A 15,959-nucleotide genomic window follows, 5' to 3' on the forward strand; every position below is an offset into this window, starting at 1 on the left:
GATATGGTAAATTTTAATACCCAATTTGATGGGCTTTTCCGCTTCCGGAATAGCTCTTGTCCTTTTCAATATCCATTAAAATCCACTCCAATTCTGGGTCCTTACCATTCAAGCGATCTTCGTGAGTTGGAACGATATAAACATCAGGTTTAATGCCATAGCCATCGGGTTCTGTTTTGTAAGGCGATTCTATTTGCATCAAGCCAAACCGAATTTTAACTAAACTATTGGGTAACGTGTAATATTTGTAAATGCCGGCAACGGTTCCATTGTAAGCACCACCTGTCTCCTCACCCACAAAAGTCGCCAGATTTAAGGCTTTTAAATTGGTTGAAATAATCGATGAAGCCGAAAATGAATTGCCATTAATCAGCACGTATACCTGACCTTTAAAATTATTTTCTTTTGGTTCACGTATTTTGCTGTATTTGAATTTATAATACAGGGCATCGTTAATCTTTTGAGTCTTCAACAGGTTATGCGTCACAATAATGGGCGATAAAATAGCTGATACTATTTTTAAACCTATCGGACTGCCATTGGCCATGGCAAATGTCATAAATGGCACACGACCGGTGACTTCGCTTTTGCTTATAAACTGATAAGGTTCCTGCGCCAAGTATGAAAACAAATAATCGATTTCACCAATACGACCTCCACCATTATCGCGTAAGTCTAAAATTAAATAAGGTGTGTTTAACGAATCCAACTTCTGAAAGCTTTCGCTGTAAAACTCTTTGTAAGGACCATCTTCAAAACCTCTAATTTTCATTATGGCCACGGCATCATTTAAATAATTGAAGTTTCGGATGTATTCCTTTCTGGATGGGATGTATCCCAGTTTTTTATGACGCTTTCGCTTCTCTCTTTCTGCTATCTTTTTGGCATTTCGCTCCGCTTTAGTTAAGGGTTTCACAACTGTGGAATCTTGAGGCTTTTGAACAGAATCCGCTTTTTTGTTTTTGTCAACGCGCTTTAACATTTTGGTAAAAACGGAATCTCGCAACTTGAAGGTTAGCGATACACTATCCAGAAACCCTTTATCCCGATAGTACAATCTGGCGAAGTTCTTACCGATGGCTCTATTGTAGAGTGTCGTATTATAGCCGTCAGACGCAATTTGATGTTCGTATTTTTTGATTAAATCCATGGGATTTTCAGTATTGACCTTAAGAACTTGACTTCCTATCAAAGCTGAATCTGTTCGCGCTCCAGTGACCCATAAGGCATCTTCTAAACATTCAAAATCGAGTTCATAAAACTCAAATTTCTTTTTGTTAAGTGCTTTACGTTCTGCTTTGGTGAATTTCTCCTTGGGCGGTGCTACCGAAATATGCCCTTGTCGAACCTCTCGAATTACTGGCGCCAACTTTTCATAAAATTCTTGACTGGTAATAGGCTTGACAATAGTATTTTTGAGACTGTCGAATTTAAAATCGAGTGTTTCCTTGCTCGCATATTGGTAAAGTCTAGGGTGATGCTTCTTTAACTGACCATAGATGGCATCTACATCCTCTTGTAAATCGGAAATACTGTGTAAACTAGTTACCTGGGCGTTGTATTTTTCAACCGATTTACAGGAAACAATGAATAACAAAGAGACTAAAAGCAGAAGATGGCGCATAATATATAATAAAATGAAGTCACGAATAAACCTCATTTTTTTCAAAATAGAAAATGTTCCGTCTAAAAATTAAGTTAAGATGGAAATCCTAACATGGATCCCATACCTACTGTAAACAACCAGCAACCATAAATAGCATGCTCAATCGTGACCAATATGGTTGAACGGGTTTTTAGAAAAGTCCAAGCAAACAATAGACCACCACAAAATGTTAGAAATAAAACCAGGGTGTTTTTAAAAAGCAAATGGGCCATTGAAAATAAAATAGCATTCATAAAAATCGCCAATCCTTCAGATGAAAAAAGTGATTCGTAACGCTTAAAGAAAAACGTGCGGTAAATCAATTCCTGCGGATATACAGAAAACACCGAATAGATAAACAAGATGATAACCCATAACAACGGTTTGTTTAAAACCACCACAAACAAATTGTCTGCATCAACAAAAACCATGTATAATACGGTAACAATGCTTATCGACAACAGTTTCAATAACGTTTGCTTCCAAAATGTTTTCCAGTTTAGGTTTGACGACATTTTAAGTTGCAGTTTTTCAATTCTAACCAATACAAACAACACGTAAAGAAATCCAAATACTCCAAGGCACATTTTAACAACCAGCGGATAATTCAACACCAAACTCACTGGAAAAAGCACAAACAGAATAAAAAACTCGCTTAATTTATACGGAACCGATTGCATCTATGAAATGTTTATAGCCGTGGTATGTTTGACTTCGTTGATAACAAACATACTATGCGTGCTGCCAATATGATTAATGGAGGTCAATTTATTGACCATGAATTCCCGAAAGTCCTCCATATCCGAAACAACAACTTTTAACAGATAGTCATAATCACCACTTATGTGATAGCATTCAGCTACCTCCTTTAAATTGGCAACTTCCCGCTCAAATTTTGTGACGTACTCTTGGGCATGTTGTATCAATTTAATGTGGCAAAAAGCTACAAAATCTTTGTTCACTTCTTGTTTATTAATCAGAGCCACATATTTGTCAATGACACTACTGCGCTCCAACTTTCGGATACGCTCATAAACAGCCGTCACGGAAAGATTCAATTTGTTAGAAAGTTCTTTATTGGTTTGCTTGGAATCCTGTTGCAGATAGTCCAATAGTTTTATATCAATCGTATCCAGTGTCATGACATTGAAAATTTTTCAGCTAAACGATAATCTATGTGTAAAATAATTACATAAAAACTAAACAAGCTTATTTTGATAGTTTTATTTTCTAAATATAATCCAATATATTGATATATCATCTAAATTCATAGACTTTTACCGTATCATAAACTTAAATCGATACACAATGGCCTTTAAACCAGCAAACAATATTCAAGACTTACAATACTTTGGAGAATTTGGAGGTGTGAATCCTTCCATTTCGGATTCGTCAACCTATACCTTTTTATCAGCCAAAACCATGTTTGATACCTTTGAAGGTAATGCGGATGGCTGTTATTTATATTCACGTCACTCATCACCATCCAACTTATATTTAGGTGAAGCGCTGGCAGCTATGGAAGGCACTGAAACTGCTAATGTTACGGCATCAGGTATGGGTGCTATTACACCTGTTATTATGCAATTGTGTGGCGCAGGCGATCATATTGTATCCAGTAGAACTATTTACGGTGGTACTTATGCCTTCTTAAAAAACTTTACACCCCGTTTTAATATTGAAACCTCTTTTGTGGATATCACAAAACTAGAGGTTGTTGAAGCAGCGATTACTGAAAACACGAAGGTTCTGTATTGTGAATCTGTGAGTAACCCACTATTGGAAGTGGCTGATATTGAAGGCTTATCTAAAATCGCCAAAAAGCACAACTTAAAATTAGTCGTTGACAACACCTTTTCACCATTATCGATTTCCCCTGCAAAATTAGGAGCCGATGTGGTTATTCATAGTTTAACAAAATTCATTAATGGATCTAGTGATACTGTTGGTGGTGTTGTGTGTGGCACACAAGAATTCATTAATGATTTGCGAAATGTCAATGATGGTGCTTGTATGCTTTTAGGATCTACAATGGACAGCTTGCGTTCTGCTTCTGTTTTAAAGAACTTAAGAACCTTGCATATTAGAATGCAACAGCATAGTAAAAATGCCAGTTATTTGGCTGAAAAGTTTAAAAAAGATGGTTTAAAAACGGTTTATCCAGGTTTAGCATCTCACCCTTCTCACGAACTATTCAAAAGCATGATGAACAAACAATATGGATTTGGCGGTATGCTAACCATTGATGTGGGATCTCTTGACAAGGCCAATGAATTGATGGAAATGATGCAAGAAAAGAATTTAGGTTATTTGGCCGTAAGTCTTGGGTTTTACAAAACCTTATTTTCAGCTCCCGGAAGTTCAACCTCTTCCGAAATACCTGAAGACGAGCAAGAGGAAATGGGCTTGAGTGATGGTTTGATTCGTTTCTCTATTGGATTGGATGCCGATATTGAACGCACCTATGACATGATGAAAAATTGTATGTTAGAAATAGGAATAGAAGTTAATTAACCACCTTAATTAACTCAATATTCATTGTAGCAGCATTAGACATTACAATCACGTTGCCATTAGAAATATCAGGGTATAAAAAGATTTTTTCATTAGCATCCAAATAAATTATTTTATTCATGCTAATGTTAATATTACGAAATTCATCCAACTGCGTATGCACAAAAGACCCTTCTATTTTATCGGCGGGATCAGAACTTTTTGTTAAATAAAAACCTAGATTAATTGGGCTTCCTGCTGTTTTTAAAAGCGAAACAGAATAGGTTACCCTGTAATATCCTGGAGTTACAATTTCAAAATGATTACTATCTGAAAGAACACCCTCGCAAACAGCTATGGAACCAAAGCTAATAGGCGAACTGGCGTTTAATGTTTGAGCAGCACTGGCTGAACTTTTATAGATGTCTCCAAAAATTTTGGAATCTGTGCTAATCTTGTTCCATTTGCCATTTTGCCAAAAATAAAATCCTGGAGTAACATCATTTACAGTACTGGTATTATATATCAGTAAGCTGGTTTCCGGGCTTGATATGGTTACACTATCTGACGTGGAGACTAATGCAATTCTGGGAAGCAGAACACCAGAATTTGTGCTTTCAATATCTAATATAGAAGATGTATGAGGATTTGTTGTACCAATACCCACTTGTGCATTGACTGCAAAAGAAACGAACAAAAGCAAACTCAAGGAAAGTTTAAAAATGTTTTTGGGGTACATAGTCTCATCTTGTTTCTAACAAATATATTACATAGGCGATTATTAAAATATTATAAAATGGTTAATTAGATGAAGTATCTAATTATTTGGCTGTGATGTAAAAGGACATCGTTTTTATTGTGATCTCACCAATAGATAAGCACTCACAATGGTTAAATTAGAAAAGAAATTACCCGTCCAACCATAAAGATGTATTTCATAAGCATTTGTACCCGCATTCCAAGTCTTCCATTCGCTTGTAGCGACACCTCCAGTTTGCGTAGCTGCAAAGGTCCAAGTATCGGTATTTACAATGGGGTATGCATTGATTGTGCCATTATTGGCACGTAACTGCAAATTATTCGCTCCCGAACTGGAAGAATACCGAACAACCAATTTCACTTCTATATTACCGGTAGCATTAAAGATAGTTGGCTCTAATGCGGTGTCCATATCAGTCAGATCTTGACCCGTTGTATTATTCATAAAATAACTACCATTACTGTAAATTGGAATTAATGAAACCGGATTGTTATTGACCCAAGTCACATTCCCAGCGCCATCGGTTTGCAAAATTTGGTTGGCAGCACCGTCTGTTGTTGGAAATTGATAATTATTATTAATATCCAATGTCCCATTAATGCGCAAAAGATTAGTATCAAACTCCCCATAAATTAGTGGTGTAGTTGAACTACTGTTTTCTATATAAAGCTTATTACTGCCTGTTTCATTGTAGCCTGCACTATAACCAATTGCAACATTATTATTTCCATTGGTATTTAAATTCAAAGCACTAAGACCTATTGCTACATTATTATTTGCAGACACATTGGAGTTTAATGCTAAATAACCTACTGCAACATTGCCATCACCATCAATATTATCATCCAATGCAGAGTCGCCTAAAGCCGTATTACCTTCTCCTATTGTATTTGATGTCAATGATCTACTACCAATTGCAGAGTTATGTCTACCTGTAGTGTTTGATCTCATTGAAAGATTCCCAACGGCTGAATTGTATGCTCCTTGAAGATTTAAAAGCATCGCTTCATGTCCTATCGCGACATTATTAAATCCAAGTGTATTGGCATATAGTGATTGGTAACCTAAAGCGACATTCTCCATTCCTACGGAATTTAAAAACATGGTATTATACCCAATAGCAACATTCTTCTGACCAAAAGTATTTGAATTTAAGGCTTGAAATCCAACTCCAATATTCCTATTGTCAGAACTATCATCATTTACCCCTGCATCAATTCCTAGAAATATTGAAGAACCATTTTGTGTGCCATCGCTATCGGATTTACCATCCAATAAATCATCAATACTATGTGGTACATTCAACGTAGAAGGATCCACCCAAGTCACATTTCCTGCACCATCTGTTTGCATGATTTGATTGAGGGTACCACGAGAAGGAGGCATAATATAATTATTTCCTGCATTAGTCCCTATGGACACGTTTCCTACAAAATAACCTGCATAGCTACCTGCCTTTAGAATATTTGAGAATACACCATAATGTGTACCACCCTGATCACTTCTAACCGTATTATAGCTACCATATTTATTTCCCGAACCTGTACCTTGCACATAATTATAGGTGCCATAATGTGGGTTGTTTCCAGTGCCACCAATAGAATTATAAGTACCATATTGCTCACTGGTTCCCAAACTTACCACTCTATTATAAGTTCCATAATGATCACCGCCACCTACTCCCGTTAATTCATTATATGCACCATAATGATTATTATTCCCAGTATTTGAAATAATGGTTCTAACTCCGAATTGCTCGCCAGTTCCAGCTCCACTTAATGAACTATATAAACCATAATGCGCACCACTTCCACTTCCTGAAGTAGAGGTTTCAATAGCACGATGAGCACCATCTCCATTTCCCAAAATCCTACCATATAATCCAACATGAGTGGCATTTGACGAATTGGTTATTTCCGACAATAAACCATAAGTTGTGGTGTTTGCTGTTCCATCCATTTGGATGGATAACCCGCGACCACCTATTGAGCTTTGGACTTCCAATGGCCAATTTGCCGTATTCTTCCCAATAGCAACATTGCCCAGGGTATATTGATCGTCATTGATGTCGTCTGGTGAGGTGGTAGTACCTTCTTCGTAAAAATCGTGATCATCGCTACCTAAACTGGTGGCATCAATCCACCCCAAGTTTCCAACATTATCGGTCAACGTTAAAACCTGCCCCATGAAACCACGCGTTAATGGAAAGTTATAATTGATGAGACCTCCAGTCGCATCGCCAAAAGAAATCACACCTGTTTCGCTTATTCTAAATCGTTGTATACCATTAACAGCAAAAGCCAATTGGTCTGATGCTGGGCTATACAATCCTGTATCCTGCTGGTCAAATCTAACACTAACATCTGTTAAACTGCCAACATCAAAACCAATTTCATTAATTCTACTCTCTCCAGCTGGATCTAAAAAATATGACGTATTATCCCAATCTATGAGTCGGTTACTAATGTAAAGATCATTATTAGTCCCTTGGGTATCTCCAATATACACATTACCACTTTGTCTCTCAATATTAGCACCAACAACCACCCAATCGCCATCATCAACACCGCCTGTGGCAAACGGAATCCATGTTGTGGTCGTATTATCCCAGTAATAAAATCCTTTAGCAGGCACACCGCTACCCGTAACATAAACCATCATACCATCTTGAGCAACAGTTGGGTTTGAAGCCGGGAAATCATCCACTTTTGGAATCAAAATACCATCGGTATTGGCTGGTGCAGCTTGATTACTAGAGCGAACATCTAACTGCGCATTGGGATTTGTTGTACTGATACCAACCTGACCATTGACAAAATAAACACTAAAACAAAAAAAGAAGATTAGTAGTTTATAAATTTTCATGATAATTGTGTTTAAACAATGAAAGATATTAAATATTAGACAATTAGAATGGGTTCAAAGTAAAATTGGTATCAAATATTGTATAAGTGGCATAAAAAATCTACGCATCGCATTTTGCATAGATTAGCATAAAATTGTAACATTACAAATCAAAAAACGAAACTAACAGCAAATATTTAATGGAGAGTCAAGATATTAAACCGAGAGAACCACAAGACGAGCACATTGTTGAGAATAAAGAACTGAATATTTGGGAAGCATTGATACCCGTTTTTGCCTTGGTAGCCATGCTTTTTTACAACGTATTTTTTGTCTATGGTGATGATGCCTTGAGCGGCAGTAATCAATTCATTTTACTATTGGGGGCAGCCGTTGCCGCATTAGTCGGGTTTTTCAATAAGGTTTCCTATAAACAGATGCTCGATGAAGTTGCGGAAAATGTCAAATCCACCACAGGCGCCTTATTAATCCTATTGATGGTTGGTGCTTTGGCAGGAACATGGCTCATTAGCGGTATTATCCCAACTATGATTTACTACGGCCTCCAAATATTAAGTCCATCCATATTTTTGACTGCTTGTGTCATTATTTGTGCCATTATATCAATTGCAACGGGAAGCAGCTGGACAACCTCGGCTACGGTAGGCATTGCCTTAATTGGTATTGGTGAAACCCTTGGGATTTCTTTGGGAATGACGGCTGGTGCTGTATTATCTGGCGCTTATTTTGGTGATAAAATGTCGCCATTAAGTGACACCACGAATTTAGCTCCTGCTATGGCGGGTGGTGAGTTGTTTGATCATATCAAATATATGGCATTAACAACCACACCAACTATAGTTGTAACGCTAATTGTCTTTACCATAATTGGGTTCAATATTGATACAACAGGTACCCCAGATATTTCGGATAAATTAACAGCCATTCAATCCGCTTTTAAAATTTCCCCGTGGTTGTTTTTAGTTCCTCTAGCTGTGATATTCATGATTGTCAAAAAAACGTCTCCGCTCATTGCATTACTAGTCGGTACGCTCCTTGGAGGGGCTGCTGCTATCATTGCACAGCCTGATATTGTTATGAAAGTAGCAGGAGCAGAATCCTTAACTTTTCATTCGGCCTACAAAGGTGTCATGGATGCTATGACTGTGGATACAGCTGTTGAAACAAGCAGTGCCGAATTAAACGATTTGTTTACTGCGGGTGGTATGTCAGGTATGTTGGGAACCATTTGGCTCATAATATGCGCTATGGTTTTTGGCGGTGTTATGGATGCCATTGGTGCATTATCTAGAATCAGTGCGGCACTATTGAGTTTGGCGTCTTCCACCTTTGGTTTATTTGCCAGTACAGTAGCCAGCTGTTTAGCATTGAACGTTACGGCTTCAGATCAATACTTGGCCATTGTAGTACCAGGAAAAATGTTTAAAAAAGCTTATGAGGAGAAAGGATTAGCTCCAGAGAATTTAAGTCGTACTTTGGAAGATTCAGGAACTGTAACTTCAGTATTAGTGCCTTGGAACACTTGTGGTGCTTACCAAAGTGGTGTTTTAGGAGTCCCGGTTGTGGATTATTTTTTCTTCGCCATTTTTAATTGGTTAAGTCCTTTTATGACACTACTTTTTGCAGCATTCAATATTAAAATTAAGCAATTAAGAGGTCAATTGGATTAAGTTATTAATTCATAAATATTTTGAATATGATCACCTTGTCAAGGTGTTTGTAATATGTATCTTTGCAGCCGAAAATTAATTTTTAACACAAAAAAGCAAATTAAAAAATGGCTGTATTAGTAGGAAAAAAAGCACCTCAATTTAATGCACAAGCAGTAGTTAACGGGCGTGAGTTTGTAGAAAATTTCTCATTAGATCAATTCATTGGGAAGAGCCACGTTGTATTATTCTTTTACCCAAAAGATTTCACATTTGTTTGTCCAACTGAATTACACGCATTCCAAGAAAAATTAGAAGCATTCAAATCTAGAAACACTGAAGTGGTAGCCGTATCAACAGATACTGAACAATCTCACTGGGGCTGGTTACAATTAGATAAAAACCACGGTGGTATTAAGGGTATTACTTACCCACTAGTGGCTGACACTAATAAAACGATATCTAAAAACTATGATGTTCTAGCTGGAGACTATTTCTATGATGAAAATGATATGTTACAGGCAGATGGTGAATTAATTGCCTATAGAGGTTTATTCTTAATTGACAAGGAAGGTATTGTACGTCATCAAATAGTAAACGATTTACCTTTAGGTAGAAATGTTGATGAAGCTATCCGTATGGTAGACGCCTTACAGTTTGTTGAAGAAAATGGCGAAGTTTGTCCAGCAAACTGGAACAAAGGAAAAACAGGTATGCAGGCAACCCATCAAGGTGTCGCAGAATTTTTAGAAAATCATGTAAACTAAAAAATACTGTTTTTAAAATAGAAAAGCCTACTCAAAATGAGTAGGCTTTTTATTTAATATTGAATCGACTTTCTATTATAAATCGAATCGATCAGCATTCATAACTTTGGTCCAAGCAGCCACAAAATCTGCAACAAATTTCTTTTTGTTGTCATCCTGCGCATAGACTTCAGCGTATGATCTTAAAATTGAATTCGAACCGAATACTAAATCAATTCGCGTAGCGGTCCATTTGCGCTCACCTGTTTTACGGTCACTAATTTCAAAAATACCGTTGATGACATTCCATTTGTTTGACATATCTGTCAAATTCACAAAAAAGTCATTAGTCAATGCGCCTACATTATTAGTAAAAACACCATGTTTTGTTCCGCCATGATTGGTTCCCATAACGCGCATACCACCTATTAATACAGTCATTTCGGGTGCTGTAAAACCCATTAATTGAGCTCTGTCCAACAACAATTCTTCAGGACTCACTACATAATCCTTTTTCAGCCAATTTCTAAATCCATCAGCAAGCGGTTCTAAAGGTTCGAATGATTCCACATCCGTCATCTCTTGAGTAGCATCACCTCTACCTGGAGAAAATGGTACTGTGACATCCATTCCGGCGTTCTTAATAGCTTTTTCAACGCCAACATTACCTGCCAATACAATCACATCAGCCACACTAATACCAAATTCAGAAGCAATAGGTTCTAAAACAGAAAGCGCTTTAGACAATCTTTGTGGTTCATTACCTTCCCAATTTTTTTGAGGTGCTAAACGAATACGAGCACCATTGGCACCACCTCTAAAATCAGAACCTCTATATGTTCTAGCGCTATCCCAAGCGGTAGAAACCATTTCAGAAATAGACAAACCTGACGCCTCAATTTTAGCTTTCACAGCATTCACGTCATAATCTTTTTTTCCTTTAGGAACAGGATCCTGCCAGATTAAATCTTCTTGAGGTATTTCCGGACCAAACCAACGTTCTTTCGGTCCCATATCACGATGCGTCAATTTAAACCATGCTCTGGCAAAAGCATCCGAAAATCCTTCAAAATCATCTTTGAATTTCAAAGATATCTCTTTATAAATCGGATCCATTTTCATGGCCATATCAGCATCTGTCATAGCTGGGTTATGTCGGATAGAAAAATCTTCAACATCAACTGGTTTATCTTCTTCCTTGATACTTACAGGCTCCCATTGCCATGCTCCTGCTGGACTTTTACGTAGCTCCCATTCATGACCAAATAACATTTCAAAATAACCATTATCCCATTTGGTTGGATGCGTTGTCCATGCGCCTTCAATACCACTTGTTACGGCATCACGTCCCTTACCTGTTCGCGTTGGATTTGACCATCCAAATCCCTGTTCTTCAACCAAAGCCGCTTCAGGGTCTGGACCTAATATACTGGCGTCACCATTACCATGCATCTTACCAACTGTATGTCCACCAGCTGTTAAAGCAACCGTTTCCTCATCATTCATAGCCATACGTTTAAAGGTCTCACGAACTTGCGCGCCTGTTTTAATAGGATCTGGCTTACCATTAACACCTTCCGGATTAACATAAATCAAGCCCATTTGCACAGCAGCTAAAGGATTCTCCATTGTTTCAGGATTATCGACACTTCCATAACGTTCATCACTAGGTGCCAACCATTCTTTTTCAGCTCCCCAGTAAATGTCCTTTTCCGGATGCCAAATATCTTCTCGACCGAAGGCAAATCCATAGGTCTTAAGTCCCATGCTTTCATAGGCTATATTACCGGCTAAAATAATTAAGTCCGCCCAGCTTACTTTATTGCCATATTTTTTCTTAATAGGCCATAGTAATCGTCTGGCTTTATCCAAACTCACATTATCCGGCCAAGAATTTAAAGGTGCAAATCGTTGATTGCCTGTTCCTCCTCCTCCGCGTCCATCGGATGTTCTGTAAGTTCCAGCGGCATGCCATGCCATACGAATCATTAATCCACCATAGTGTCCCCAATCAGCTGGCCACCATTCCTGACTATCGGTCATTAAATCCGTTAAATCCTTCTTAAGCGCATCAACATCTAATTTTTTTAATTCTTCCTGATAGTTAAAATTCTCTCCAAGTGGATTGGTTTTACTGTCATGCTGATGTAAAATATCTAGGTTTAGTGAATTGGGCCACCACTCTGTGACTGTTTTTTCGGCAGAGGTATTTGCACCATGCATAAAAGGGCATTTGCCGTTGGTTGAATTGTTCATACTTAAAATAGTTTAATTATTTGATTTATCTTATTCTATTCTATAAAGTTAGTGATTCCATATTAAAATAGACCTGATTGTTTATTTTGAAATACTATATCAGAATTGATAAAATTTATCAGGTAAATGAGCATTAAAATCATTTAGATAATCAACCTAATTATACTACCTTTAACTCTTAATTTTAAAAGCACATTATGGCACATATCACACTGGGCGGAAATGCCGTGGAAACTTCAGGCGAACTACCAAAAGTTGGAACTAAAGCAAAAGATTTTAAACTAGTAGCTACCGATTTATCAACCAAAAAGCTATCTGATTTTTTAGGCTCCAACTTAATTCTCAATATTTTTCCGAGTGTGAATACTGGTGTTTGCTCGGCTTCGGTAAGAAATTTTAATCAAAAAGCTGGTGATTTAGCTAATACAAAAGTTCTATGCATTTCAAGAGATCTACCATTTGCCCAAGAACAATTTTGTGCCGCCGAAGGATTAGAACATGTTATTATGCTTTCTGATTTTAAGACGGGTGATTTTGGAAAAGATTACGGCTTAATGATGACCAATGGTATTTTTGATGCGCTTCACTCGAGATGTGTTATCATTCTGGATCAAGATGGTACCATTATTTATACTGAACAAGTGCCTGAAATAGGTCAAGAACCAGATTATGAAGCAGCGTTGAATGCCATCAAATAGTTGTACCCAATAAAGCATGGAAAACAGGGAATCTTTTTTAGTCAATCGATTAAGAAGTATCAAATATGCTTTTAAAGGTGCTTGGATTCTAGTGACAACGGAGGCTAGTATAAAGGTTCAAGTATTTATTGGAATTATCATGACTGGTTTAGGTTTTGTTGTGGGTCTTTCAAGAACTGAATGGATTATTCAATGCCTAACCATAGGGTTAGTAATCGCTATTGAGGGAATTAATACCGCTATAGAAGAAATAGCGGACTTTATTCATCCAAATAAACACACTAAAATTGGATTGATAAAAGATATTTCGGCTGGAGCTGTTTTTATATTTGCTGTCACAGCCATTATAGTCGGTATATTGATTTATTTTCCAAAGATTTTTTAAATACTATTTGCTTTAGGATAAACGTTTCTAATTTGTATTTTTGCTAATATAACAACCCTTGAATGGCAAAGAAAAAATCGAAATCTAAAAAAGAATCTAAAACCAAATTTAAAGCGCCGAGTCTGAAACTATCCAATCAACAAAAACTGGTTTTGGGTAGTTTTCTCATTATATTAGGTTTACTACTTTTCATTGCGTTTGTCTCATTCTTTTTTACGGGAAAAGCAGATCAAAGTACCCTGTCTGAATTTGCTTCAAGAGGTATTCAATCTGAAAATTGGCTGAATAAAACGGGTGCTTGGTTAAGCGACTTTTTTATTTACAAGGGTTTTGGAGTTTCTTCATTTGTATTTTCTGGTCTTATTTTTATTTCAGGAGTTTATGTACTAACCAATGCAAGTAAAGCAAGATTACGCAAACATTGGTTTTGGGGAACACTTATCGTTATTTGGTTTTCTATATTGTTTGGGTTCTTTTCAGATAAGTTGGATGTTTTAGGAGGGGTTATTGGTTTTGAAATGAACACATTTCTACAAGAATATCTTGGTAAAATAGGAACCTTACTGTTATTGATTTTTGCGCTTATCACCTATTTGGCCATTCGATTTAAAATGACTGCGGAAACATTCCAAAGGTTATTTAAATCAGCCAAAAAAGATATTAAAGATGATTTTAGTGAAGTCACTTCTGAATTACGCAATGAAGAAGAACCAGTCGTGGCGTTGGACAATGATTTATCTGCTGAAGCTGAAGATATCAAATCAGCTTTTGATTTGACACCAGATACTTCTAATCCTACTGAAACAAGTCAGCCTGAACCAAAACCAGAAATTTCTAAATCCAGTCAAAGTGAAGAGTCTGATGTTAAAATCGAAGTTGAACAGGTAGAAGAGGAATTGTCTGAAACGGATAATCTTGCCAACAAACTAGTGGAAGATTTTGGTCAATTCGATCCCACCTTGGAGTTAAGTAATTATCAATTTCCGTCTTTGGATCTTTTAAAGAAATATGAAACCGAAGGCATCACGATCAATCAGGAGGAACTTGAAGAAAATAAAAATAGAATTGTAGAGACCCTCAATAATTATAAGATTGGTATTGCCAATATCAAAGCTACTATTGGTCCAACGGTTACTTTATATGAAATCATTCCTGAAGCTGGTGTCCGAATTTCCAAGATTAAAAACCTGGAAGATGACATTGCTTTGTCATTGTCAGCACTTGGAATCAGAATTATTGCGCCTATTCCCGGGAAAGGAACTATTGGTATTGAAGTCCCTAACAAAAATTCTACGATTGTTTCTATGCGATCGGTTATTGCTTCGCAGAAATTTCAAAAGGCTGAAATGCAATTACCTATTGCATTGGGAAAAACTATTAGTAATGAAACTTTCGTGGTCGATTTAGCTAAAATGCCTCACCTTCTGATGGCGGGTGCTACGGGGCAAGGAAAATCGGTAGGATTAAATGCTGTATTGACTTCCTTGCTTTACAAAAAACATCCTGCTGAAGTTAAATTTGTTTTGGTCGATCCAAAAAAAGTAGAATTAACCCTTTTCAATAAAATTGAAAGACATTATTTAGCCAAGCTACCAGACAGTGAAGATGCCATTATTACTGACAACACCAAGGTTATCAATACATTGAATTCGCTGTGTATTGAAATGGATAACAGATATGAGCTATTAAAAAACGCGCTCTGTCGAAATATTGCCGAATACAATGCCAAGTTTAAAGCCAGAAAGTTAAACCCCAATGACGGTCATCAATTCCTACCGTATATTGTATTGGTTGTGGATGAATTTGCCGATTTAATCATGACGGCTGGCAAGGAAGTAGAAACACCTATCGCTCGTTTGGCACAATTAGCCAGGGCGATTGGTATTCATTTAATAATAGCCACACAAAGACCTTCGGTTAATGTGATTACAGGTATAATCAAAGCCAATTTCCCTGCTCGTATTGCCTTCAGGGTAACCAGTAAAATTGATTCTCGAACGATTTTGGACGGTTCAGGAGCCGATCAATTGATTGGTCGTGGTGACATGTTGTATACCCAAGGTAATGATATGATTCGTATTCAATGCGCTTTTGTGGATACACCAGAAGTTGAAAAAATAACCGATTTTATTGGCTCTCAAAAAGCATACCCAGACGCCTATATGCTGCCAGAATATGTTGGTGAAGAAAGTGGCACAAGTCTTGATATAGATATTAACGATAGAGATGCCCTATTTAGAGAAGCTGCCGAAATTATTGTGACCGCGCAACAAGGTTCCGCATCGTTGTTACAACGAAAACTCAAGTTGGGCTATAATCGTGCAGGTCGGTTAATCGATCAATTAGAAGCAGCTGGTATCGTAGGTGGTTTTGAAGGAAGTAAGGCTCGGCAAGTTTTGGTACCTGACTTAACAGCTCTGGATCAATTATTAGCAAACGAAGGACAATAATCAGACAATTGT

12 protein-coding genes are annotated in these 15,959 nt (G+C 37.2%); 6 read left to right on the plus strand and 6 right to left on the minus strand.

What is annotated here, in order from left to right; genetic code table 11:
* Nucleotides 1–13: 13 nt before the first annotated feature.
* The 3 genes from ACKXGU_RS01975 to ACKXGU_RS01985 are packed head-to-tail and all read right to left on the minus strand — an operon-like array spanning nucleotide 14 to nucleotide 2,787.
* The gene (locus ACKXGU_RS01975) at nucleotides 14–1,660 is read right to left on the minus strand and encodes a S41 family peptidase (RefSeq protein ID WP_463466409.1); all 1,647 of its coding nucleotides are present in this window, start codon (nucleotides 1,658–1,660) and stop codon (nucleotides 14–16) included.
* Nucleotides 1,661–1,698: 38 nt separating this feature from the next.
* Complete coding sequence (locus ACKXGU_RS01980) at nucleotides 1,699–2,325, minus strand: CPBP family intramembrane glutamic endopeptidase (protein WP_463466410.1); 627 nt, start codon at nucleotides 2,323–2,325, stop codon at nucleotides 1,699–1,701.
* Nucleotides 2,326–2,787, minus strand: coding sequence for an Lrp/AsnC family transcriptional regulator (locus ACKXGU_RS01985; RefSeq protein ID WP_463466411.1), 462 nt, complete (start codon nucleotides 2,785–2,787; stop codon nucleotides 2,326–2,328).
* Between the two features lie 166 nt (nucleotides 2,788–2,953).
* Here ACKXGU_RS01985 and ACKXGU_RS01990 point away from each other — a divergent pair, with 166 nt between their 5' ends.
* Nucleotides 2,954–4,159 carry an aminotransferase class I/II-fold pyridoxal phosphate-dependent enzyme gene (locus ACKXGU_RS01990; protein WP_463466412.1) on the plus strand — a complete coding sequence of 402 codons (1,206 nt, stop codon included), beginning with the start codon at nucleotides 2,954–2,956 and terminating at the stop codon, nucleotides 4,157–4,159.
* Here ACKXGU_RS01990 and ACKXGU_RS01995 read toward each other — a convergent pair.
* Nucleotides 4,152–4,877: a hypothetical protein gene (locus tag ACKXGU_RS01995; protein ID WP_463466413.1), complete on the minus strand. Its 726-nt coding sequence runs from the start codon at nucleotides 4,875–4,877 to the stop codon at nucleotides 4,152–4,154. The two genes, ACKXGU_RS01990 and ACKXGU_RS01995, sit on opposite strands and share 8 nt — an antisense overlap.
* Nucleotides 4,878–4,991: 114 nt before the next feature.
* Nucleotides 4,992–7,763, minus strand: a complete 2,772-nt coding sequence (locus ACKXGU_RS02000) for a hypothetical protein (protein WP_463466414.1) — start codon at nucleotides 7,761–7,763, stop codon at nucleotides 4,992–4,994.
* Nucleotides 7,764–7,942: 179 nt separating this feature from the next.
* Between ACKXGU_RS02000 and nhaC the strand changes: the two genes are divergently transcribed.
* Both nhaC and ACKXGU_RS02010 read left to right on the plus strand, forming a co-directional pair.
* On the plus strand, nucleotides 7,943–9,433 hold the full coding sequence (gene nhaC, locus ACKXGU_RS02005; RefSeq protein ID WP_463466415.1) for a Na+/H+ antiporter NhaC: 1,491 nt from the start codon (nucleotides 7,943–7,945) through the stop codon (nucleotides 9,431–9,433).
* Nucleotides 9,434–9,540: 107 nt separating this feature from the next.
* Nucleotides 9,541–10,179, plus strand: coding sequence for a peroxiredoxin (locus tag ACKXGU_RS02010; RefSeq protein ID WP_463466416.1), 639 nt, complete (start codon nucleotides 9,541–9,543; stop codon nucleotides 10,177–10,179).
* 75 nt (nucleotides 10,180–10,254) lie between these two features.
* On the opposite strand, the gene katG is transcribed toward ACKXGU_RS02010, so the two are convergent.
* On the minus strand, nucleotides 10,255–12,414 hold the full coding sequence (katG, locus tag ACKXGU_RS02015) for a catalase/peroxidase HPI (protein ID WP_463466417.1): 2,160 nt from the start codon (nucleotides 12,412–12,414) through the stop codon (nucleotides 10,255–10,257).
* 197 nt (nucleotides 12,415–12,611) lie between these two features.
* On the opposite strand from katG, the gene tpx reads away from it, so the two are divergent.
* From tpx to ACKXGU_RS02030, 3 genes are all read left to right on the plus strand, one after another.
* The gene (gene tpx / locus ACKXGU_RS02020; RefSeq protein ID WP_463466418.1) at nucleotides 12,612–13,112 is read left to right on the plus strand and encodes a thiol peroxidase; all 501 of its coding nucleotides are present in this window, start codon (nucleotides 12,612–12,614) and stop codon (nucleotides 13,110–13,112) included.
* Nucleotides 13,113–13,128: 16 nt separating this feature from the next.
* Nucleotides 13,129–13,497 (plus strand): diacylglycerol kinase, encoded by a 369-nt coding sequence (locus tag ACKXGU_RS02025; protein WP_463466419.1) that lies wholly within the window; start codon nucleotides 13,129–13,131, stop codon nucleotides 13,495–13,497.
* 62 nt (nucleotides 13,498–13,559) lie between these two features.
* Nucleotides 13,560–15,947, plus strand: a complete 2,388-nt coding sequence (locus tag ACKXGU_RS02030; RefSeq protein WP_463466420.1) for a DNA translocase FtsK — start codon at nucleotides 13,560–13,562, stop codon at nucleotides 15,945–15,947.
* Nucleotides 15,948–15,959: the final 12 nt, after the last annotated feature.

The organism is Hanstruepera sp. CR43, from assembly GCF_055227665.1.

What these genes read in the sequence shown, in the direction of transcription:
- ACKXGU_RS02000 (WP_463466414.1), bottom strand. Translation starts at nt 7,763, where the DNA reads ATGAAAATTTATAAACTACTAATCTTCTTTTTTTGTTTTAGTGTTTAT.
- ACKXGU_RS01975 (WP_463466409.1), bottom strand. Translation starts at nt 1,660, where the DNA reads ATGAGGTTTATTCGTGACTTCATTTTATTATATATTATGCGCCATCTT.
- ACKXGU_RS01995 (WP_463466413.1), bottom strand. Translation starts at nt 4,877, where the DNA reads ATGTACCCCAAAAACATTTTTAAACTTTCCTTGAGTTTGCTTTTGTTC.
- ACKXGU_RS02025 (WP_463466419.1), top strand. Translation starts at nt 13,129, where the DNA reads ATGGAAAACAGGGAATCTTTTTTAGTCAATCGATTAAGAAGTATCAAA.
- nhaC (WP_463466415.1), top strand. Translation starts at nt 7,943, where the DNA reads ATGGAGAGTCAAGATATTAAACCGAGAGAACCACAAGACGAGCACATT.
- ACKXGU_RS01980 (WP_463466410.1), bottom strand. Translation starts at nt 2,325, where the DNA reads ATGCAATCGGTTCCGTATAAATTAAGCGAGTTTTTTATTCTGTTTGTG.
- ACKXGU_RS01990 (WP_463466412.1), top strand. Translation starts at nt 2,954, where the DNA reads ATGGCCTTTAAACCAGCAAACAATATTCAAGACTTACAATACTTTGGA.
- tpx (WP_463466418.1), top strand. Translation starts at nt 12,612, where the DNA reads ATGGCACATATCACACTGGGCGGAAATGCCGTGGAAACTTCAGGCGAA.
- katG (WP_463466417.1), bottom strand. Translation starts at nt 12,414, where the DNA reads ATGAACAATTCAACCAACGGCAAATGCCCTTTTATGCATGGTGCAAAT.
- ACKXGU_RS02010 (WP_463466416.1), top strand. Translation starts at nt 9,541, where the DNA reads ATGGCTGTATTAGTAGGAAAAAAAGCACCTCAATTTAATGCACAAGCA.
- ACKXGU_RS02030 (WP_463466420.1), top strand. Translation starts at nt 13,560, where the DNA reads ATGGCAAAGAAAAAATCGAAATCTAAAAAAGAATCTAAAACCAAATTT.
- ACKXGU_RS01985 (WP_463466411.1), bottom strand. Translation starts at nt 2,787, where the DNA reads ATGACACTGGATACGATTGATATAAAACTATTGGACTATCTGCAACAG.